General features: G+C 44.0%; 18 protein-coding genes. 11 read left to right on the top strand and 7 right to left on the bottom strand.

Features of this window, described 5'->3' with window-relative positions:
* Positions 1-41: 41 nt before the first annotated feature.
* The 3 genes from tatA to tatC all read left to right on the top strand — a co-directional run bounded on the left by tatA (position 42) and on the right by tatC (position 1,611).
* Positions 42-296 (top strand): Sec-independent protein translocase subunit TatA, encoded by a 255-nt coding sequence (gene tatA, locus ACED25_RS09535; protein WP_009848052.1) that lies wholly within the window; start codon positions 42-44, stop codon positions 294-296.
* 3 nt (positions 297-299) lie between these two features.
* Complete coding sequence (tatB, locus tag ACED25_RS09530; protein ID WP_371695159.1) at positions 300-707, top strand: Sec-independent protein translocase protein TatB; 408 nt, start codon at positions 300-302, stop codon at positions 705-707.
* 148 nt (positions 708-855) lie between these two features.
* Positions 856-1,611: a twin-arginine translocase subunit TatC gene (gene tatC, locus ACED25_RS09525; protein ID WP_009848051.1), complete on the top strand. Its 756-nt coding sequence runs from the start codon at positions 856-858 to the stop codon at positions 1,609-1,611.
* Positions 1,612-1,919: 308 nt separating this feature from the next.
* Here the strand turns inward: tatC and ACED25_RS09520 are convergent, their stop codons facing one another.
* On the bottom strand, positions 1,920-2,681 hold the full coding sequence (locus tag ACED25_RS09520; RefSeq protein ID WP_371695158.1) for a TatD family hydrolase: 762 nt from the start codon (positions 2,679-2,681) through the stop codon (positions 1,920-1,922).
* A 208-nt stretch (positions 2,682-2,889) separates the two neighbouring features.
* On the opposite strand from ACED25_RS09520, the gene hemB reads away from it, so the two are divergent.
* From hemB to polA, 3 genes are all read left to right on the top strand, one after another.
* The gene (gene hemB, locus ACED25_RS09515; protein ID WP_009848049.1) at positions 2,890-3,933 is read left to right on the top strand and encodes a porphobilinogen synthase; all 1,044 of its coding nucleotides are present in this window, start codon (positions 2,890-2,892) and stop codon (positions 3,931-3,933) included.
* 81 nt (positions 3,934-4,014) lie between these two features.
* On the top strand, positions 4,015-4,455 hold the full coding sequence (locus ACED25_RS09510) for a GNAT family N-acetyltransferase (RefSeq protein ID WP_009848048.1): 441 nt from the start codon (positions 4,015-4,017) through the stop codon (positions 4,453-4,455).
* A gap of 693 nt (positions 4,456-5,148) precedes the next feature.
* A complete protein-coding gene (gene polA / locus ACED25_RS09505; RefSeq protein ID WP_371695157.1) occupies positions 5,149-7,962 on the top strand; it encodes a DNA polymerase I in 2,814 nt (937 codons plus the stop codon).
* Positions 7,963-8,469: 507 nt separating this feature from the next.
* Here the strand turns inward: polA and ACED25_RS09500 are convergent.
* Positions 8,470-9,069 carry a GTP-binding protein gene (locus ACED25_RS09500; RefSeq protein WP_102249026.1) on the bottom strand — a complete coding sequence of 200 codons (600 nt, stop codon included), beginning with the start codon at positions 9,067-9,069 and terminating at the stop codon, positions 8,470-8,472.
* 230 nt (positions 9,070-9,299) lie between these two features.
* A complete protein-coding gene (gene yihA / locus ACED25_RS09495; RefSeq protein WP_009848045.1) occupies positions 9,300-9,959 on the bottom strand; it encodes a ribosome biogenesis GTP-binding protein YihA/YsxC in 660 nt (219 codons plus the stop codon).
* A gap of 148 nt (positions 9,960-10,107) precedes the next feature.
* Between yihA and ACED25_RS09490 the strand changes: the two genes are divergently transcribed.
* The 5 genes from ACED25_RS09490 to hemN all read left to right on the top strand — a co-directional run bounded on the left by ACED25_RS09490 (position 10,108) and on the right by hemN (position 14,712).
* A complete protein-coding gene (locus ACED25_RS09490) occupies positions 10,108-10,725 on the top strand; it encodes a cytochrome c (protein ID WP_009848044.1) in 618 nt (205 codons plus the stop codon).
* Between the two features lie 557 nt (positions 10,726-11,282).
* The gene (locus ACED25_RS09485; protein ID WP_012602994.1) at positions 11,283-11,921 is read left to right on the top strand and encodes a class I SAM-dependent methyltransferase; all 639 of its coding nucleotides are present in this window, start codon (positions 11,283-11,285) and stop codon (positions 11,919-11,921) included.
* Positions 11,921-12,478 (top strand): Der GTPase-activating protein YihI, encoded by a 558-nt coding sequence (gene yihI / locus ACED25_RS09480; RefSeq protein WP_004735577.1) that lies wholly within the window; start codon positions 11,921-11,923, stop codon positions 12,476-12,478. The genes ACED25_RS09485 and yihI overlap by 1 nt, the downstream gene beginning before the upstream one ends.
* Positions 12,479-12,484: 6 nt before the next feature.
* Positions 12,485-12,973, top strand: a complete 489-nt coding sequence (locus tag ACED25_RS09475) for a DUF2489 domain-containing protein (RefSeq protein WP_017099250.1) — start codon at positions 12,485-12,487, stop codon at positions 12,971-12,973.
* A gap of 347 nt (positions 12,974-13,320) precedes the next feature.
* Positions 13,321-14,712, top strand: a complete 1,392-nt coding sequence (hemN, locus tag ACED25_RS09470) for an oxygen-independent coproporphyrinogen III oxidase (RefSeq protein WP_017099251.1) — start codon at positions 13,321-13,323, stop codon at positions 14,710-14,712.
* 125 nt (positions 14,713-14,837) lie between these two features.
* Here hemN and ACED25_RS09465 read toward each other — a convergent pair whose 3' ends face one another.
* From ACED25_RS09465 to ACED25_RS09450, 4 genes are all read right to left on the bottom strand, one after another.
* Positions 14,838-17,411 carry an EAL domain-containing protein gene (locus tag ACED25_RS09465; RefSeq protein WP_371695156.1) on the bottom strand — a complete coding sequence of 858 codons (2,574 nt, stop codon included), beginning with the start codon at positions 17,409-17,411 and terminating at the stop codon, positions 14,838-14,840.
* A gap of 108 nt (positions 17,412-17,519) precedes the next feature.
* A complete protein-coding gene (gene glnG / locus ACED25_RS09460; protein WP_009848040.1) occupies positions 17,520-18,923 on the bottom strand; it encodes a nitrogen regulation protein NR(I) in 1,404 nt (467 codons plus the stop codon).
* 110 nt (positions 18,924-19,033) lie between these two features.
* Positions 19,034-20,110, bottom strand: a complete 1,077-nt coding sequence (gene glnL / locus ACED25_RS09455; protein WP_017099571.1) for a nitrogen regulation protein NR(II) — start codon at positions 20,108-20,110, stop codon at positions 19,034-19,036.
* A gap of 168 nt (positions 20,111-20,278) precedes the next feature.
* A complete protein-coding gene (locus ACED25_RS09450; RefSeq protein WP_012602998.1) occupies positions 20,279-20,848 on the bottom strand; it encodes a DUF4124 domain-containing protein in 570 nt (189 codons plus the stop codon).
* Between the last annotated feature and the right edge of the window lie 154 nt (positions 20,849-21,002).

The following is a 21,002-nucleotide window of genomic DNA, read 5'->3' as shown; positions in this document are numbered from 1 at the left end:
TTAATATTTTTTATGTGTAGACAGACCCGAGGACAATGACAATGGGTGGTATCAGTATTTGGCAACTTCTAATCATTGCTGTAATTGTAATTTTACTTTTCGGAACAAAGAAACTGCGCGGTATGGGTGGTGACTTAGGTTCAGCGGTGAAAGGCTTCAAAAAAGCGATGAGCGATGAAGACAAGCCTGCAGATAAGAAAGATGCAGACTTTGAACCAAAGAATATTGAACAGCAGAAGACAGAAGCTAGCGCTGAAACAACTGCTGAAACAAAGAAAGACAAAGAGCAGGCGTAAATCGTGTTTGATATCGGTTTTTGGGAACTGGTATTAATATCTGTCGTTGGGTTAGTGGTTTTAGGACCTGAGCGTTTGCCCGTGGCGATTCGTAGTATTTCCAAGTTTGTTGGACAAGCGAAAAGCATGGCAAACAGTGTGAAAGATGAACTTTCTCACGAGCTTAAGGTGCAAGAGCTGCAAGAAAACCTACGCAAGGCGGAAAAAATGGGTATGGAAGATTTATCTCCAGACCTAAAAGCGTCAGTCGATGAACTCAAGCAGTCCGCTGCTCAAGTTCAACGTCCGTACGCTAAGCCTGAGTCTGATAAGCCAAGTGAGACTGAACCTAGTGTCACGGAAACTGTGGAATCTGAAACCATTCAGGTCAACAGCGAAGCTTCAGCACCGTCAGATAAGAAAGCCGAATAGTCTCGCAAGGAGGAGTCGCCAGATGCTTGAGTCGCTAGATGTTTAAATCGATAGCTATTCAAGTAGATAACTATTCAAGTGGATACCAATTCAACTGGATAGATAGGTGCGCGGCTCCTTTTCGATCTTCCTGTTTAAGAGGTTTGACATGTCTTCGACTGAGCAGACACAGCCTTTAATTAGCCATCTTCTAGAATTACGTAATCGCCTACTACGCGCGATTGTCGCCGTTCTAGTGATATTTGTCGGGCTAATTTATTTTGCTAATGATATTTATGAATTCGTATCAGCACCTTTGGTAGATCGTCTGCCTGAAGGGGCGACGATGATCGCAACGGATGTTGCATCGCCATTTTTTACACCGCTAAAACTAACCTTAATCGCGTCTATTTTTGTCGCGGTGCCGTTTATTTTGTATCAGGTGTGGGCCTTTGTTGCTCCGGGTTTGTACAAGCATGAAAAACGCTTGATCATGCCGCTATTGGCTTCAAGTTCTTTGCTGTTTTACTGTGGTGTGGCGTTTGCTTACTTCGTAGTATTCCCATTGGTATTTAGTTTCTTCACGGCTATTTCCTTAGGGCAGGTAGAGTTCGCAACAGACATATCAAGTTATCTCGATTTTGTACTCGCGCTGTTCTTTGCTTTTGGTATTGCCTTTGAAGTACCAGTAGCGATTATCTTGTTATGTTGGACGGGGGCGACAACGCCTAAGGCTCTGTCTGAAAAGCGTCCGTACATTGTTGTCGGTGCTTTTATCGTCGGTATGATGCTGACACCTCCCGATATGATCTCGCAGACACTGTTGGCGATTCCAATGTGTATTCTGTTTGAGATTGGTCTGTTCTTCGCACGTTTCTATGTGCGTAAGCCAGATGCGGATGAAGAGGAAGAAGCTGAGTCTTGATTCTGCTGTAAGAACATAATTTGCTAGAGCCCTTCAGCAAAAATCACACAATAAAAAGCGGCCCGAGGCCGCTTTTTTATTATGTCGATTTTATCGAACCTTTAACTGATAGCCACAGTTCTGACATATATAGAGCTCTTTGATGCCCAAAATTTTATGCCATAGGGTTCGATGTTGACGTTGTAAGTGAATAGTGTGTTCACACATAATCAGCTCGATTTAATTTTGATCTATTATAATTATCAATATTAAATCACACACCTATGCATTTCAATGAGTAGCTCTAAAGTGTTATGTGGAATAAGGTCTTATATATTAAATAGAGCGCTAGCATTTTTTGAAGTAGTGGTATCGACTTCTTCAAGGCTAATCCCGCGCAATTCAGCGATGCGTTTTGCTACCAATTCCGTGTAGGCTGGCTCATTACGTTTACCGCGATTCGGTGTTGGTGCCAAGTATGGGCAATCTGTCTCTAGAATGACGTAATTCATATCAAGATGTGGAATCACTTTGTCCATTCCTGAGTTCTTAAAGGTCGATACACCGCCTAAACCTAAGTGAAAGCCTAGCTCGTTGATTGCCTGGGCTTCCTCTAAGCTGCTGCCAAAGCAGTGGAATACGCCACGTAAGCTGCCATCTTGTTCTTGGCGAAGCAGGGCAAGTGTCTCTTCAATGGAATCACGCGTGTGGATCACGACAGGTAGGTCTAGATCTTTTGCCCACTGCAGTTGAGTCACGAAAGCCATCTCTTGTTCAGCCTTGAAGGTTTTATCCCAGTACAAGTCGATACCAATCTCACCCACGGCGATAAAGTCATGTTTATCAAACCAAGCTCGAATGGTTTTGAGGGTTTGCTCGATATTCGCATCCACATAACAAGGGTGTAAGCCCATCATTGAACGACACACATCAGGAAACTGAGCTTCCGTCGCTAACATGGGCTCGATAGATTCTAAATCGATGTTCGGCAATAGAATGGTATCAATACCTTGAGCCAGTGCGCGTTGCACGACTTGTTCACGGTCTTCATCGAATTCGCTCGCGTAAATATGAGCATGGGTGTCGATCATTATTTTGTCCTGAAAGCAGTCTTTACTGAGTTGTCATGAGTATACGGCAGTGTGAGGAGAAGGTCATTTTTTGCCATTTATCCCTGTTTTTGAGTGGGTTTTATATTTTACTGCTAGCGTCCTGAGCCATCAGTGATATGCTTTTGCCTGTATTTAGCACTTTTCATATCTAAGCATTTCGGTGCTTAGACTAGGCAAGGAGAATCTAGTGTCTGTTTCAATTCAAGGTCAATTCCCAGGTCGCCGTATGCGCCGTATGCGTAAACACGACTTTAGCCGTCGCCTAATGGCAGAAAATCAATTGTCTGTGGATGACCTCATCTACCCAATGTTTATCCTGATGGGTAAAGACCGCCGCGAGCCTGTCGAGTCAATGCCGGGTGTTGAACGCTTGTCGATCGATCTGATGCTTGAAGAAGCGGATTACCTGTCAAAATTGGGTGTTCCGGCGATTGCTCTGTTTCCGGTCGTGAACCAAGATGCTAAAAGCTTATGCGCGGCTGAAGCTCATAATTCAGAAGGTTTAGTGCAGCGTGCGGTACGTTCATTAAAAGAGCACGTGCCAAATATGGGTGTGATTACTGATGTTGCACTGGACCCATTTACTACTCACGGCCAGGACGGCATCATCGATGAAGATGGTTACGTGATGAATGATGAAACGACTGAAGTGTTGATTCAGCAGGCGTTATCGCATGCTGAAGCCGGTGCAGATGTGGTTGCTCCGTCGGATATGATGGATGGTCGTATTGGTAAGATCCGCGAAGCGTTAGAGGAAGCGGGTTATATTCATACTCAGATTATGGCGTACTCTGCGAAATACGCATCGTGTTATTACGGCCCATTTCGTGATGCAGTCGGCAGTGCTTCGAACCTGAAAGGTGGTAATAAGAAGAACTACCAGATGGATCCTGCCAACAGCGATGAAGCGATTCACGAAGTGGCAATGGATCTTAATGAAGGTGCGGATATGGTGATGGTTAAGCCAGGCATGCCTTACTTAGACATCGTGCGTCGTGTGAAACATGAACTTCAAGCACCAACGTATGCTTATCAAGTGTCTGGTGAGTATGCGATGCACAAAGCAGCAATTCAAAACGGTTGGCTGAAAGAACGCGACACCGTTATGGAATCACTGCTGTGCTTTAAGCGTGCTGGTGCTGATGGCATTCTGACTTACTTCGCTAAAGATGTTGCAGAGTGGCTTGCTGAAGACAATGCACAAGCAGCCAAGCACTTAAAAGAAAAGTAACAACTTAACGTTAACTTAAGTGATATTCAGTAAAAGGGTTGGCCATTGTGTCAGCCCTTTCGCTTATGAGGATGGAAGAAGATGTCAGTCATAGTACGTGAAGGTTCACTGGGAGAGGTTGTGTCTGTTGTCGAGCAGATCTCTGAATTTGCTAGAAAAGAGAGTGTCGCTTCACTGGCAGCTCGGCTTGAAGGGAAAAAGAGCCTGATCTTAGTGGCTGAAGAGGCGAACGTGTTACTCGGCTTTAAAATTGGTTATGAGCTTAACTCAAATACTTTCTATAGTTGGTTTGGTGGTGTGTCACCGCTTGCAAGAAATAAGGGGGTCGCACAGGCTCAATTAGATGTTCAGGAGCAGTGGGCACAAGAGCGGGGTTATGAGCAGCTGAAAGTAAAATCTCGTAACCAGTTTCCTGCGATGCTGTGTTTACTATTGAAAAATGGATATCGAATTGAAAAATTGGAAGAAAAAGAAGAGATTAATGAAAATCGAATCCATTTCGTGAAGCAATTATCAGCTTAATGATTTGCTTTATCGGGGTGATAAATCATTTAAAATGAATTTAATGAGATTTATTATCATTTAGTTGTTGACTATTAAATGAGAATCATTATTATTAACCCTGTCTTAGGGAATGAGGAAATGTTCACAAGGATGTTAAGTACTCAAGTATCAACTTGGTTACCCAACAGAATTCTCGCGAACTTGTACTAAGTTCTTTTTGACACGACATTGCTCACATTGCTTCCAGTGTAATTTATAGCTTTTAGGTAAAGCTGTGGTATTCAATTTGAATGGCTTTACCAGTTTTTGCTAGGCGACATCTTCGGGTGTCGCTTTTTTTATACCTCCAATTCAACAATATGCATATTTAGTGGCACGTTTTTTTATGAATAAAACGCCATCAGCATTCTTTTCCACAATGCAGGATCGTAAAAAGATCGTTGATCATATGTTCGATCTGTAAAATTATTCTTTATTTTCAGTGTATTGCTGGTGTTTTTTGATTTGTTAACCTTACTTCTCAACAGGGTGGATAAATAATATAAACAGAGTTATCCACAGAACGCTTGCGTCTAAGAACAAAAAATAACAACAAATCGATTATAACGAATACAACCGAGTGAACGGATACAGATCGACAACATGGAATCCAACCAACAGACGTGGCATTCTTAACAGATAATTTCTGTACTTACTGGATTCACAAATATTATGGCTCGTATTCCTGATAATCCATTGATTCTGATCGATGGCTCTTCTTACCTATATCGCGCGTTCCATGCTTACCCTGGCACCATGAGCAATGGTGATATCCCAACGAACGCTGTTTATGGTGTAGTTAACATGCTACGCAGCATGATGCGTCAATTTGCTTCTGATCGTATTGCGGTTATTTTTGATGCGAAAGGGAAAACGTTCCGTGATGACATGTACCCAGAGTACAAAGCAAACCGCCCACCTATGCCTGACGATCTTCGTTGCCAGATAGAACCATTGCACAATGTGATTCGTGCGATGGGTTTGCCACTTATCTCTATTCCTGGCGTTGAAGCAGATGATGTGATCGGTACGCTTGCTTCTCAAGCTTCTGCGATGGGGATGCCTGTACTTATCAGTACTGGTGATAAAGATATGGCGCAGTTAGTTGATGACAACGTTACTCTGATCAACACCATGACCAACGTGGTAATGGATCGCGAAGGTGTGATTGAGAAGTTTGGTATCCCGCCAGAACTGATCATCGATTATTTGGCACTGATGGGCGATAAAGTCGATAACATCCCTGGTGTTCCGGGTGTGGGTGACAAGACAGCGACGGCTTTACTACAAGGCATTGGTAGTATCGAAAAGTTGTATCAGAATCTTGATGATATTGCGGCGCTTGGTTTCCGCGGTTCGAAGACGATGGCTAAGAAGCTGGCTGATAATAAAGCCAATGCTGACATGTCCTACGAGCTTGCAACAATTAAGCTAGATGTTGAGCTTGAAGAGACGCCTGAGTCATTGGTAAAAGCACAACCCAATATCGATGAGCTGATTAAGTTATACGGTCAACTGGTCTTCAAATCTTGGTTGAACGAGCTCCTTGAAGGTGGCAGTGGTGTGGTTGAGGCGGCTGAGAAATCTGCCGCAGCGGGAGCTGGTGCGGTACGCAACAGTGCTTCTTCAGCAACGTCTACTGTAGAGATGAATACGTCTGCCGTAACGATTGATCGTAGCAACTACGAAACGATTCTAGATGAAGCGTCATTCAATGTTTGGTTAGAAAAGCTTAAAGCAGCTGAATTGTTTGCTTTTGATACTGAGACAGACAGCCTTGATTACATGGTGGCGAACCTGGTCGGTCTATCATTTGCGACGGACGAGGGCGTTGCCGCTTACGTACCGGTTGCTCATGATTACCTAGATGCACCTCAACAGCTGGATCGTGATTGGGTACTTGAACAACTTAAACCGATTCTTGAAGATGATGCTCAAGCTAAAGTGGGTCAAAACCTGAAGTACGATATGAGTGTGCTAGCGCGCTACGGTATCGAAATGAAGGGTATTAAACATGACACCATGTTGGCGTCTTACGTTTTCAATAGCGTAGGTGGCAAGCATGACATGGACAGCCTAGCGCTGCGTTTCCTTCAGCACAGCTGCATCTCATTTGAGCAAATCGCAGGTAAAGGTAAGAAACAGCTTACTTTCAACCAGATAGAACTGGGTGAGGCGTCTCCATACGCTGCAGAAGATGCTGACGTGACATTACGTCTTCATAACCGCCTGATGGAAAACATTGAGCAAGATGAAAAGCTAAAAACCATCTATGAAGAAATCGAAGTACCACTGATTCCTGTGATGTCTCGCATTGAACGCACAGGTGTATTCATTGATGACATGTTGTTAGGGGCTCAATCGCAAGAGATTGCGGTTCGTCTGGATGAGCTAGAGCAGAAAGCTTACGAGATAGCAGAGCAAGAGTTCAATATGAACTCGCCAAAACAACTGCAAGCGATCCTGTTTGAAAAAATGGGTCTGCCAGTTATCAAGAAAACGCCATCAGGTGCACCTTCAACCAACGAAGAAGTGCTTCAAGAGCTGGCGCTTGATTACCCGCTACCTAAGTTGATCATTGAGTATCGTGGTCTTGCGAAGCTTAAGTCGACGTACACAGATAAACTGCCGAAGATGATCAACGCTGAGACTGGTCGTGTTCATACGTCTTATCATCAAGCGGTGACCGCGACGGGCCGTTTGTCTTCGACTGATCCAAACCTACAGAACATCCCAATTCGTAATGAAGAAGGTCGTCGTATCCGCCAAGCATTCGTTGCACAACATGGTTGGAAGATTCTAGCGGTCGATTACTCTCAAATTGAATTGCGTATCATGGCGCACCTATCAGGTGACAAAGCGCTGCTGGAAGCATTCCAACAAGGCAAAGATATCCACGCGGCAACGGCTGCTGAGATCATTGGTGTTGATATTGAGAGTGTGACCACTGAGCAGCGTCGTCGTGCTAAAGCGGTTAACTTTGGTCTTATCTACGGCATGAGTGCTTTTGGTTTGGCTAAGCAGCTAGGTATTCCTCGTGGCGAAGCACAACACTACATGGATACTTACTTTGAGCGTTACCCAGGTGTGATGCAGTATATGGAAGACACACGCAGCGCGGCTTCAGAGCAAGGCTTTGTTGAAACCATTTACGGTCGTCGTCTGCACCTTCCTGAGATTCAATCTCGAAATGGCATGCGTCGTAAGGCTGCTGAACGTGCGGCAATCAACGCGCCAATGCAGGGCACAGCAGCAGATATCATTAAGAAAGCGATGCTGTTGGTTGATGAATGGATTCAAGCGGAAGGCGATGGTCGTGTGAAACTGCTTATGCAAGTACACGATGAATTGGTCTTCGAAGTGGAAGAGTCAGCTTTAGCCGAAATTGAAAGTAAAGTACAAGAATTGATGGAATCCGCCGCAGAGCTAGAAGTACCGCTTGTCGCGGAAGCTGGCCACGGTGACAACTGGGATCAAGCCCACTAATCAGTTTTTGACCTTATTGAGTAAATTAGTATGAGCCAGTGCACAAACACTGGCTTTTTTTTGTCTCGAATAAAGTTAAGTCATAAGAAGATTTTGGGTGTTTTAATAAAACGTTCATGAAAAAAAACTACAAAAATGGTTTTCATTTCTGAGCAATTGTTGTACATTAAATCTTGTAGGGTACAGAGGTAAGATGTTCTATCTTTCAGACCTTTTGTTTCACGTTATTGGATTAGGCTGATTCAGCCGCCCCAGTCAGTATTTGACTGGGGCGTTTTTTCTTGTGCGAAAGAAAAATATCTCCAACCTACTATTCCCCCGTAAAATCTCCCATTTTTAGTGCCTTTTGTTACGCTTTCCCTAAGCTCCGTGATAAACACTTGATTGCCTTAGATCTGGAATTCAATCAGCAATTGGTAATTTTAATCCGTCTCTAAGTGCATTGTTTTATTCTTGAAAATAACTTTTATTTTACAAGTGACTCATAATGCATTGATCGTTTACGTCTTATTTATCAGTATATTGAGTGGGTGAATGCTCAATGTAGTCCATGATTTCCTGTTGTTTCTCTGTGCTGTATTTCAGAGCTTCGGCCGTGATCTGGATAGATTGCGCCATAGAAGAGATATTGTTGGTCGCTTCCACCAAGGTTTGCTGCATGGGTTTTAGGATAAGTAGATAGATAGCGGTCAACGCGATAACAATGACAGTGATAACGGCTGCCAACGCAATAATGATTTTAGTTTGGATATCATCTAGCAGTAATTGACTGGTTTTCTTAAAGGCGAGTCGAGATTGGTCTAAGACTTGTGGGAGTTGATTGAGTGATGTCTTGGTGGAGCTCGCAAGCTGATTGATGCTTTCAACGGTTTGATTCAAGGCTTGTTGTTGGTCATTGCTGAGGTTGGGGTTGTTGACTATCGCCTGCAAAGATTGCGATATCACCTCAAGAGACTCACTCGCGTCTTTTGCGTACCTTTCCATACCATCTAGGTCTAAGGTCATATCGACATTGATTAATGGGACTTGTTCTTGTTCTGCTTCAGAGGCAAACCCTGTCAGTGAGATCAACATAAGTGCAATGATGGCCAATGGTGTTTTCCACATGAGTATTCCTTTCTCATTGTTCTGTTTATTTAGATGTGTCTTTTAGTATGGTTCACTTCTCTCGTTTCTAACTGATTAATCTTGTCTTTAATTCTCAAGACTTAGGTTTAACTCACTAATTTTTGGGCAAAAAAATACCCCACCTATATAAGGAAGGGTATTAATAAGGCTAAATCACTTGCTGTAAGTGCTTTAACTTCTAATTATAGATAAAGCTATAGATAGAAGAATTACTCTGAGTCGTTTTGCTCTTCGTCCGCTAGCTCATCAATGATCTGATCAGCAAACACAGGTGCAAACCACTCATCCATCTTGGCACGCAGTTGGTCAACGCCGATGCCCTTCATTGAAGAGAAGACATCAACCGCTACATCACCACCGAAAGATTTCGCATCATTACGGATTTTCAGTAGCTGTGCTTTACGCGCACCGCTTTTCAGTTTGTCTGCTTTTGTTAACAAAACCTGTACTGGGATGCGGCTATCGATAGCCCAGTAGATCATTTGTTGGTCAAGGTCCTTCATTGGGTGACGGATATCCATCAATACCACTAAACCTTTTAGGCTTTCACGTCGTTGTAGGTATTCACCTAGCGACTTCTGCCATTTTTTCTTCATCTCAAGCGGTACTTGAGCGAAGCCATATCCCGGTAAATCGACAATATGACAGCCGTCGGTAACCTTAAATAGGTTAATTAGCTGAGTTCGACCTGGGGTTTTACTGGTTTTCGCCAAGCTTTTTTGGTTTGTAACGCGGTTTAGTGCGCTAGATTTACCAGCATTGGAGCGTCCTGCAAACGCAATTTCGATCCCTTCGTCTTCTGGTAAGTGACGAATATCAGGTGCACTGGTAATGAAATGCGTGTTTTGATAATGAATTTTTACGCTCACTGTTAACTCCATCTCGACTTTGTGTAGTCGATTGATTACTTTTTTGTGAATTTGTGTAAAATAACCGTGCTCGGCATAAGGTCGCCTATTGTACCATGAGTGGCAACATAGAGTGGTACTGGAAGCTTGATAATTATAATGGAATGTCATGAAGAAATTAGCGCTAATTTTGAGTCTTTTAGCCAGCTGCTCAGTATGGGCTCAAGGTAGTATTGAAGCTGGTAAAGCCAAATCACAAACATGTGTTGCCTGCCACGGTGCTGACGGCAACAGTCTGATCACTCAGTATCCTAAGCTGGCTGGTCAACATGAGAAGTATCTAGAGAAGCAGTTAAAAGAGCTTAAGCTAGGTATGACGAGTGGTGGTAAACAAGGTCGTTACGAGCCTGTAATGGGTGCAATGGCGATGCCTTTATCTGAAGAAGATATGGCTGACCTAGCGGCATACTACGCATCTCTCCCTATCTCTAGTAACTCTACTCCTGAAAATGTAGTAGATGAAGGTAAGGTTCTTTACACTGCGGGTAACGCAGAACGCGGCGTAACGGCTTGTATTGCTTGTCACGGCCCTCGTGGTAATGGTACCGAACTTTCTGGTTTCCCTAAGATTTCAGGTCAGCACGCAGATTACATCAAGGCTCAACTTGAGAAATTCCGCGATGGTAACCGTAATAACGACATGAATGCGATGATGCGTGATGTAGCTAAAAAGTTAACAGACGCAGATATTGATACCTTATCGAAGTACGTTGGTGGTTTACACTAATATGTCGGTTTCTTGCTCTTAGCCAGAGCAATGAAATGTACGTTCGAGCGAGATTGAAGAGACGCCCCGATCAGTAATGGTTGGGGCGTTTTCTTTTGTATTGATTTTATATATCCGGTTTGTGTTAATGTCTAATTTATCAATGCGTGTTCGAATTGTGTACAAAAGTGTGAGCTCGCACTCTTGTAGTCTTTTTGTAAAAAGGTAAAGTAGCCGCCATCAGCTAGGAGCTGACTTAGATACGGATGGTCATCTAGTCTAACGGTATAGACAGAAACGGATCAGGCTAGGACAGCCCAGCAACAAGGTGTTAGAAAAGGATAGCCAAAACTCATCAGGACGATGAACAACAAACAAATTTGGCATGGAAAGCACCAATAACAAATGGAGATTTGTGTACCAAGTTGAGTATGCAAATTTTGGCCGATATAGGCAGATTTAGAGAGCGATAGGTTTTCCTATCGCTTTTTTTATTGATTTGATGAAAAAACACCCAATACCTCTCCACTATAAACTCAGTTTCTGGTATGTTTCGCATCCCTGTTTAAGGATGTGCTATGTATACTTGTCCCTTATGCCATCACCAAGGCGTGAATCACTATTTTGAAGACAAACGCAGAGCCTATCTGCAGTGTCAGCAATGTGAACTGGTATTTGTTAAACCTGAACAAAGGTTAGAAGCAAAAGAAGAAAAAGCACACTATGATCTCCATGAGAACGATCCTAGTGATGCAGGCTATCGCCGTTTTCTATCTCGCATCGCGGATCCACTAACAGACAAAATTTCATCTAACTCACAAGGGTTGGATTTTGGTTGTGGCCCAGGCCCTACGCTATCTATTATGTTAGAAGAAGCCGGACACACCATGGAGTTGTACGATATCTATTACCACCCAGAAGCTTCTGTGTTGGAAAAAACGTATGACTTTATGACTGCCACGGAGGTGATAGAGCATCTTTATCACCCAGACAAAGTGTGGCAGCAATGGTTGAATTTAGTTAAACCCAAGGGCTGGATTGGTCTTATGACTAAACTAGTAATAGACGTAGACGCGTTTGCTGGTTGGCACTACAAGAATGACCCGACACATGTCGTCTTCTTTAGTCGTCAAACATTCCAGTTTTTGGCAGAGCGGGATAAGCTCGAACTAGAATTTTTTGGAAATGATGTAATTTTACTGAGGAAAGTGCAGTAATGGGTCGTAGTAAGAAATCAAGAAAACCGGGAGCACTTGGCGCTCCGGAACCTATGGTTACTCGTAACCGTAGTGAATCTGATGTTGAAGGTCGTGAACGTAAGCGTGTTAAAAAGCGTAAAGGCCTTAAGTCTGGCAGCCGTCACTCTGATGGTAGCGAAGCAAAACAGCGTAAAGCTGCACTAGCTCGCGACCCTCGTTTAGGCAGCAAGAAAAAAATCCCGCTGATTGTTGAACCAGCGAAGAAGTCGACGAAACAAGAGCGCAAGCTATCTAACGAACAAGAGTTAGAGATGCTTGAGAATGATGCTCAACTGAACACATTGCTAGATCGTATCGAAAATGGTGAAAACCTAGGTGCTGGTCTGCAGAAGTTTGTTGATGAGAAACTTGATCGTATCGAACACCTAATGGGCCGCTTAGGTCTGCTAGAGCCAGAAGACGATGAAGAAGAGATCTTCGAAGAAGCACCTGTTGCCTCTAAGAAGAAAGCAAGCTCTGACGAAGACTTGCTATCTCAATTCGAAGATTTCGACTTAGACAGCTTTAAAGGTTAATAGCCAATGAACGTAACCTTATTAGCAATTGCTGGTGGAATTATCATTCTCGGCTTGGGCTCTTACGCAGGTTACCTTCTACTTCAAGTGAAGAAGCAGACGGAGTTGCAAAAGCAGCATCAAGCACTTGCCATTGAAAAACGTAACGCGACGATTTACGAAAACGTAAATACTTTGTGCTTAGCGGGTATTCAAGGCCAGTGTGACTTACCTGAGATCAGTATCCGAGTGTGTATCATTATGGATAACGTTCAGGGTGATGAGCGTGTCGATTTTGATTCTGAGTATCCTGCTCTTTCTGAGCTGTACCATATCGTAAAAGATATGGCTCGCGGAGATGCAAGACAGGAACTGACGAAGAAAGATCGCATGCAGCAGAATCTCACGCGCCATAAGGCAGAGACTCGCTTGAATGATGCGGTCATCGAAGATTTGAAAAGGTTGCAGGAGAAGGTTGAGCCTCTCAACAACCAAATCAACATTCAGATGATCTAGTCACTAAGACTATTTAATATAGAGGCTTGTTGAACACTCCATTTTTAAGACGTGCTGCTTTTAATACCTATGCCTTTAAGACTTTTCATCTTAAATGCATCTTGTTTTTAAGTCGCCTTGTCTTTTAATAGACGATGTTAAATGAGCCTTCTTACCTTTTGCGTCTCGTTAATCCCGACGCTTTGTTAGTGATCAAGCTAGCAGTTCTGAGTTTTTGTCTGAAAAATTGATTTTGTCTTGGAACGACCTTACTGGTCGTGTGGCAAAATAACCCGTCTATATTTTAATGTATGTAAAATGATTTGAGAGACCTTAGGTTCTCGCGGATCTAAATTGGAATTACCGCTATGTCGAGCAAGCCAGTAACAACGAATCAGCAAATCGTTTGGGATCAAGAGATCTTAAACAAGTACAACTATTCGGGACCTCGTTACACTTCATATCCAACAGCGTTGGAGTTTCATGAAGCGTTTACCGTCGCTGATTACGACATGGCGTGTACTCAGTACCCTGAGCGTCCACTCTCTCTTTACGTGCATATCCCGTTCTGCCATAAGCTTTGTTACTACTGTGGTTGTAATAAAGTCATTACTCGTCACTCGCATAAAGCGGATGAGTACTTGGATGTGATTGAACATGAAATCCGCCAGCGCGCCTCTTTATTGAATGGCCGTAAAGTGACTCAACTGCACTTCGGTGGCGGTACACCAACGTTCTTGACCAAAACACAAATCACTCGTTTGATGGGCATTTTGCGTGAAGAGTTTAACTTCACCGCTGACGCTGAAATCAGTATTGAAGTTGACCCGCGTGAGATTGAGCTAGACGTACTTGACCACCTTCGAAATGAAGGCTTCAACCGCCTGAGCATTGGCGTGCAAGACTTTAATAAAGAAGTACAGAAGCTGGTTAACCGTGAGCAAGATGAAGAGTTCATTATTGCAATGGTTCAACGTGCGACAGAGCTAGGCTTCCGTTCAACTAACCTGGATTTGATCTACGGCCTACCAAAGCAGACTCAAGCTTTGTTCGCTGAAACATTGAAGCAAGTGTTAGAAATGAAGCCGGGCCGTTTATCTGTATTTAACTACGCACACATGCCGCAACTGTTTGCTGCGCAGCGTAAGATAAAAGATGAAGACCTACCTGAAGCTAAAGAGAAGATGGCTATCTTACAAGATACTATCGAGACGCTAACCGGTGCGGGTTACCAGTTCATTGGTATGGATCACTTCGCACTACCTGAAGATGAGCTAGCCGTAGCACAACGTGAAGGTATTCTGCATCGTAACTTCCAAGGCTACACGACCCAAGGTGAAGCTGACTTAATTGGTTTCGGTGTTTCTGCGATTTCTATGGTTGGTGATGCTTACGCACAAAATCAGAAAGAGCTGAAGAAGTACTACGCTCAGGTGAATGACCTGCGTCATGCACTTTGGAAAGGTGTTGCTCTAGACAGTGACGACCTTCTACGTCGTGAAGTGATCAAGCAGCTGATTTGTAACTTCAAGCTTGATAAAACAATGATCGAATCTGAGTTCTCGGTTAACTTTAATCGCTACTTCAAAGAAGATTTAGAGCTTCTACAAACCTTTATCAACGATGAGTTGGTTGAAGTTGATGACAAAGAAATCCGCGTAACTTTGCGTGGCCGTTTGCTGATCCGTAACATTTGTATGTGTTTTGATAAATACCTACGTGCCAAGGCTCGCCAACAGCAATTCTCTCGCGTCATCTAATAACTCGATAGAGAATAGAAACATAAAAAATGCCAGCATCATGCTGGCATTTTTGTATCTGACTCATTCGGTTTCTGCCTGATTTAGGCGAGGCTCTCTTTGGTGCCCTGTTTAGCCTCTGCGTTTTATTCGACTTTGTTATTCGTTTTAAACTTGGCATTTAGCTTACTGCCTAGGTCGGTAGGCCATTGGTCAAACGGAACTGGACGGCTGTATAAGAAACCTTGAGCTAATGGGCATTGAAGCTGCTTGAGTAGTTCAGCTTGTTGTTGTGTTTCAACGCCTTCTGCCACCAAACTCACTTTGAAACCCTTGGTAATGTTGACGATGGCCGCGACGATGGAGCTGTCTAGGTTCTCTTTTTCCAACTTACTGACGAAGCTGCGATCGATCTTTAAGCAATCAAATGGCAGTTTGTGTAAGTAAGCCAGTGACGAATAGCCGGTACCAAAGTCGTCAATTGCAATCGAGATGCCTAGTGCTTTTAGCGTCAGCATATTATCGATGATGGTTTGGTCATTGTCGACGATGCGTGATTCAGTGATCTCTAGCGTCAGGTTTTGGGCTGGTAATTTGGTGTCACGCAGCGTGGTTTTAACCAATTCAATAAATCCGCTTTCACTCAGTTGGTCGACAGATAAGTTAACGTGAATAGAGAAGTCTTTATTCCATTTTCCAGATTCAATCGCAATTGCGGTATCTCGACATGACTTGTGCAAAATCTGCTTACCAATGTCGTAGATCAATCCTGTTTCTTCTGCTAAAGGAATGAACTCCAAAGGTGAGATTATACCCTCGTCCGTTACCCAACGAGCCAAAGCCTCGGCACCTATGGTAGCTCCAGATTCAAGGTCGATTATAGGCTGATAGAAAGGCTCGAACTGCTGAAGATCAATTGCCTTGTTAAGACGTGCCAGCATCTTGGTACGATATCTCGATGCTTTGCCCATTTCTGGGTTGTAAATACTGACACTGGTTTTGTCTTGCTTTGCGTTGCTCAAGGCTATACTGCTGTTGCGTAGCAGCAGTGTAATGTCGTTGACGTTCGAGACATTCACGACCCCCATTGATACTTTGATGACCACGCTTTCTGATTCCATGGCAAATGGGGAGGTAAAGATTCGAAGTAAGCGACTCGTCAGTAGTTGAACGTCATCTATTTGATTGATGTTAGGAGCGTAAATCGCAAATTCATCCCCGCCAGTTCGAGCTAACAGGAAGTTCGATGGTAGCGTACCTCTTAAACGAGCGGCCGCAATGATAAGCAGTTGGTCACCATTGTAATGGCCGAGGCTATCATTAATATCTCGAAAGCGGTCAATACCAATTAAATAAAGTGTACCTTTTTCGTTTTCAGGGTTTTTCTTGGCTGTATCAATAAAGCCTTCACGACTATACAGTTTGGTTAATGAGTCATAGGTAAGTTGAGCCTGTAACGCCTGAAAAGAAGCCTTTAAATTGTTGGTCATTTCATTAAATGACGCAGTTAACATGCTAATTTCATAGATGTTGCCCGTTTTTGGCATGCTCGTCTCCCAGTCACCTTTGGCTAGGCGCTTTGCTGCCCCTGCAGTTGAAGTGATGGGTTGAGTTACGCGATTAAAGGCAATTAATCCAGCGATAATACCAATGCAACTGAGAGTTAGACCGAGTAACCAACTGTTTCTTTGGTTTTTTGGTAATTCACCAAGTAGGCTACTTTCTGGGATCGACATACCAATAATCCAAGTGATGCCGTACTCATCTTCATAAGGGGTAAGTTGATTGAAATATCGTTCGTTATCTAAATTAAAACTAAAGCGCTGCACATTTAAATCATCGATTAGATGAAACTTATCTACATAACGGGCACTTTCACGTATTACCGCGTTAGCACTCTCTGTTGCTAACAAGCGCTGGCCTTTGTCTGTTTGTCCTGTTCCCCAAGAGACCACGCTGCCTCCGCCCGAATGAGCGACTAAGCGCTGTTGCTTATCAATAATATAAACAGAGGCATCCGTTTTATCTTTGAGATCCTTGAGAAAAGCATTAAAGGTGTTGATCTTAATATCGCTGGCGAGGACACCTTTGAGCTCGTTATCACTATAGATAGGAGCGAGAGCCGATAAAGTGATCTCTTGTCGTTCATCTGCATTGGCATAAATTGATGACCATACAGCCTTGTTCTGTGTCACTACTGGAGTGTACCAAGGGCGAGCTCTAGGGTCATAACCTGAAATTATGGTTCGAATGTCTCCGCTAATCGTATTACCACGATAAATGACAAGTTTGCCTTGAGTTCGATCATCCCGGGCCATTAAAGTTAAGCCGCGGTTTGTTTCTTTTCGAAAGCCGACATAGTTACCATCTTCAGAACCAAAGCCGATTACATCAAGCTGAGGGATCGCTTGAAAATGCGCAGAAAACTTGTAAAGAATATAGTCTTGAACCTGACTAAGATTTCCCTCTTTATAAAGGTTGTGATAACCGATGTTATGACTTAGTGAAAGGTTAGCGTGAAATGGCTTTTCTAAAAAATCGGCAAGGCTTTGATGAACGTTATCAGTGAGTGATGTTAGTTGGCGCGCACTAATATCACTCACCATCTCCTTGTAGCTTTGCTTTTGAGTGAAAATCATTACGCCCATAGTGAAGAGAAATATCATCACGAATGGCAGAACCACTGCGGTTCTCAAGGTAATTTGTGTTTTCAAAGACATCTTTAGCTACAGTTTGGATAGATAGTGTACTGTAATTGTACCGATACTATTCAAAGCAAGCGACACTTTTTTAGCTTTAAAAAATATGTATATAGAGGCATATAAAGATCAGTACAACTCTTTGAGTTTACGAGTCAGGGTATTTCTTCCCCATCCTAAAACTTTCGCTGCATCTTGTTTATGGCCATTAGTATGGTTGAGTGCGGCCTCTAATAATATACGTTCAAACTCGGGTAGAGCATAAGTCAGCAGCTCTTTTTCGCCGGAATCAAGCGCACTCTTGGCCCAATTAGCCAGCAGTTGTTGCCAATTACCATCAGTACCTTCGCTGATCACAACCTTCTCTTCCAACAACTCAGGAGGCAGATCCGAAGGAAGTATTTCACTACCACTTGCCATTACTGTTAACCAACGACAAATGTTCTCAAGCTGACGCACGTTTCCCGGCCAATTGAGCTGATTGAGCTTCAGAATGGTCTCTGGGTGTAGTGTCTTCACTTCTACACCAAGCTCTTCAGCGGCTGATGCTAGGAAGTGGTGAGTCAGCTTTTCAATGTCCTGTTTACGTTCGCGCAGTGCCGGAATATGGATTCGGATAACGTTGAGTCGATGGAAAAGGTCTTCACGGAAACCACCGTCATGTACTAAGCGCTCAAGATCTTGGTGGGTTGCGGCAACGATACGAACATCGACCTTAACCGCAGAATGTCCACCTACGCGATAAAACTGGCCATCAGACAGCACGCGCAGTAGTCGAGTCTGAATATCGAGTGGCATGTCGCCAATCTCATCAAGAAACAGAGTACCCCCGTTGGCTTGCTCGAAGCGTCCTTGGCGAACACTGTTAGCACCGGTAAAGGCGCCTTTTTCGTGGCCAAACAGTTCTGACTCGATGAGATCTTTGGGAATCGCAGCCATGTTCAGGGCGATAAAGGGCTTTTTCGCTCTTGGGCTGTGACGATGTAAGGCGTGTGCGACTAGTTCTTTACCTGTACCTGATTCACCATTGATCAGTACGGAAATGGATGACCGAGACAAACGACCAATGGCGCGGAAGACTTCCTGCATCGCAGGCGCTTCGCCAATGATTTCTGGCGCGTTGGTGTCTTCTACTGCTTCACTCGCCTGTTCTCGCTTTTGCTCTTGGCTGTGGGCGATTGCTCGTTCTACTAAAGTCAGTGTCTCATCGATATCGAACGGCTTAGGCAGATACTCAAAAGCGCCTTTTTGATAAGCATTGACCGCTGCATCAAGGTCTGAGTGCGCGGTCATAATGATCACTGGCAGGTCGGGAGAGCGTTGATGAACCTGATGCAAAAGCTCAATACCGTCAATGCCGGGCATGCGAATATCAGATACCAATACATCTGGCGTCTCGCGCTCAAGAGCAAGTAATACGCTCTCTGCATCAGCAAATGTTTCACACTTTATATCCGCAGATGAAAGTGTTTTCTCTACTACCCAGCGGATAGAGCTGTCGTCATCGACGACCCAAACGTATCCTTTACTCATAATTCAATTCCTTTGCAGCCAAATCTATTGTGATAATCATTGTTGTTTTTATTGTTCGGTATTCGGTGTTGCTAATGAAACGTTGTTTCCAGTGGGAGACCCAGCTTTGCTTATATCGGCAAATAAATCGTGAATGTGGTGTTGCCCGGCCAGCTTTCAACATCAATTTTCCCATTGTGTTGATCGATCAGGTTTTGAGATATCGATAGCCCTAGCCCTGTACCTCCTTCTCGTCCGCTGACCATTGGGTAAAACAGGGTGTCTTTCAATTCATCGGGGATACCCGGGCCGTTGTCGCAGATCTCAATGCGAGCGGCGAGTTTGTGTCGCTGACCATGAATGTTTGCTTGATGCACCGTTCTGGTGCGAATGGTGATTTTCCCTGATTCTTGAGCCTTCAGAATCTGAGCTGCGTTGCTCACTATGTTGAGCATGGCTTGTTCTACCTGTGCTGAATCCATCAAGATGTCCGGTAGGCTCGGGTCGTAGTCTCGTTCGATGATGAGTGTTGAGCCTGATTCTAGCTCGACGAGTTGCCTTACTTTTTCAAGTATTTGGTGAAGGTTCTCTTCCGATTTGGTCCCCGGTTTCTGTGGGCCAAGCAGGCGATCGACCAAAGCTCTCAGGCGGTCGGCTTGCTCAATAATGATCTGCGTATATTCATTAAGGGACTGATCAGGGAGCATTTTACCAAGTAGCTGCGCGGCTCCTCTTAATCCGCCCAATGGATTCTTAATCTCATGGGCTAATCCGCGCACCAATAGTTTAGCCGCTTGTTGTTGTGCGTGTTGGTTGAGCTCTTGGCTGAGGCGTCTTTGTTGGTCTATCTTGCGCATCTCAACCAATAACAGCGTTTCTCGCTGCCAAGAGATTGGGCTCACTGTTACCTCAAGCATTAATGGGCGGTTATCAACCACAAAGGTAACGTCACTGTCGGTAATGCTCTGGCCACTTTGTAGCGGTTGAGTCAACAGCGCTAAATCCAGTGAGGCGTGCTGGATAAGTTGGCTCAGAGGGTGATCAACGATACGTCGTGCACTTTGCGAAAAGAGTTGTTCAGCCGCCGGGTTGGCATATCGGACATACAGTTGCTCATCGAGCATCAATGTTGAGGTCACCATATTGTCGAGAATGGCGCTGGAAAGATGATGTGTATCTATGCTGTCGCTTTTGGCTGATCGATTCACTATTTCGTCCTTGAACTGGTGTTTTTCTCACTGCACCAAATTGGTGCGAAGCTAAGTTCAAGTATGGCGCATATCAACCAGAAGCTAAAGATAATTCATTAGAGTTGCTGAAAGCTGCTTCGAACAGGTGAAAAGTAGAGGTAATTTGGCCTCTTTTAACACATTGGCTTACTTGAGCGTCGCTCGATGTAAATACACGGTGACTGGACTAGTAGATGCAATAAGCTTGCCGCTTCTATGTGCTTGAATTGCAATGGTGTGAGTGCCTCGATCGATACCTTTCAATTCCCAGTTAGGTTGGGTTTGTGGAGCGCCATAACGACGACCATCGAGCATCAGTTGCAACTGCTCTCCAATACCAAGCTTGCGGTTGAGTTTTATTTTTATTGGGATTAAGCCACGGTTGCTGCGGATGGTTTGATCATGAACTGGAGTCAGCATGCTGAGGGCTAACTGAGCGGGTACCTCTCGTTTCGTGTTATCTGTTTTTTTCTGAGCTTGAGCTGGTGTTGCCGTTTTACTTGTAGAGGGATCTGCAGCGTCAACAGGCGTTGAGGCCTCAAATTTAGGGGCTGGTGCGGAAGCTTGTACGTCAGGTAGGCGAAGAGCCTCCGCACCTTGATCGGTAGGGGTATCACTAAAGTGAAGCACACCATCCTCATCTTCCCAGGTGTACACCGTTTGAGCAGAGCACGAGAATGCGACTGTTAATCCGATTAGGAACAGTATGTTTTTCATATCGTTAGCCTCTTTCCACCGTTAGGTGTTTTCACGTTTGACGTTAGTTTTGTTATTGATTTTATTGTATTTATAGCAACAGCCTCTGAGGGCTTTGTTTAAGATATGGTACGAGGAAGCAGGGGGAGGGAGAATAGAAAAAAGGCCCGCCTGC

The sequence above is a fragment of the Vibrio sp. 1F263 genome (assembly GCF_041439035.1).
Classification (GTDB): Bacteria; Pseudomonadota; Gammaproteobacteria; order Enterobacterales; family Vibrionaceae; genus Vibrio; species Vibrio tasmaniensis_A.
The sequence above is the reverse complement of the archived record's forward strand: the minus strand, read 5'-3'. Positions and strand labels throughout refer to the sequence as shown.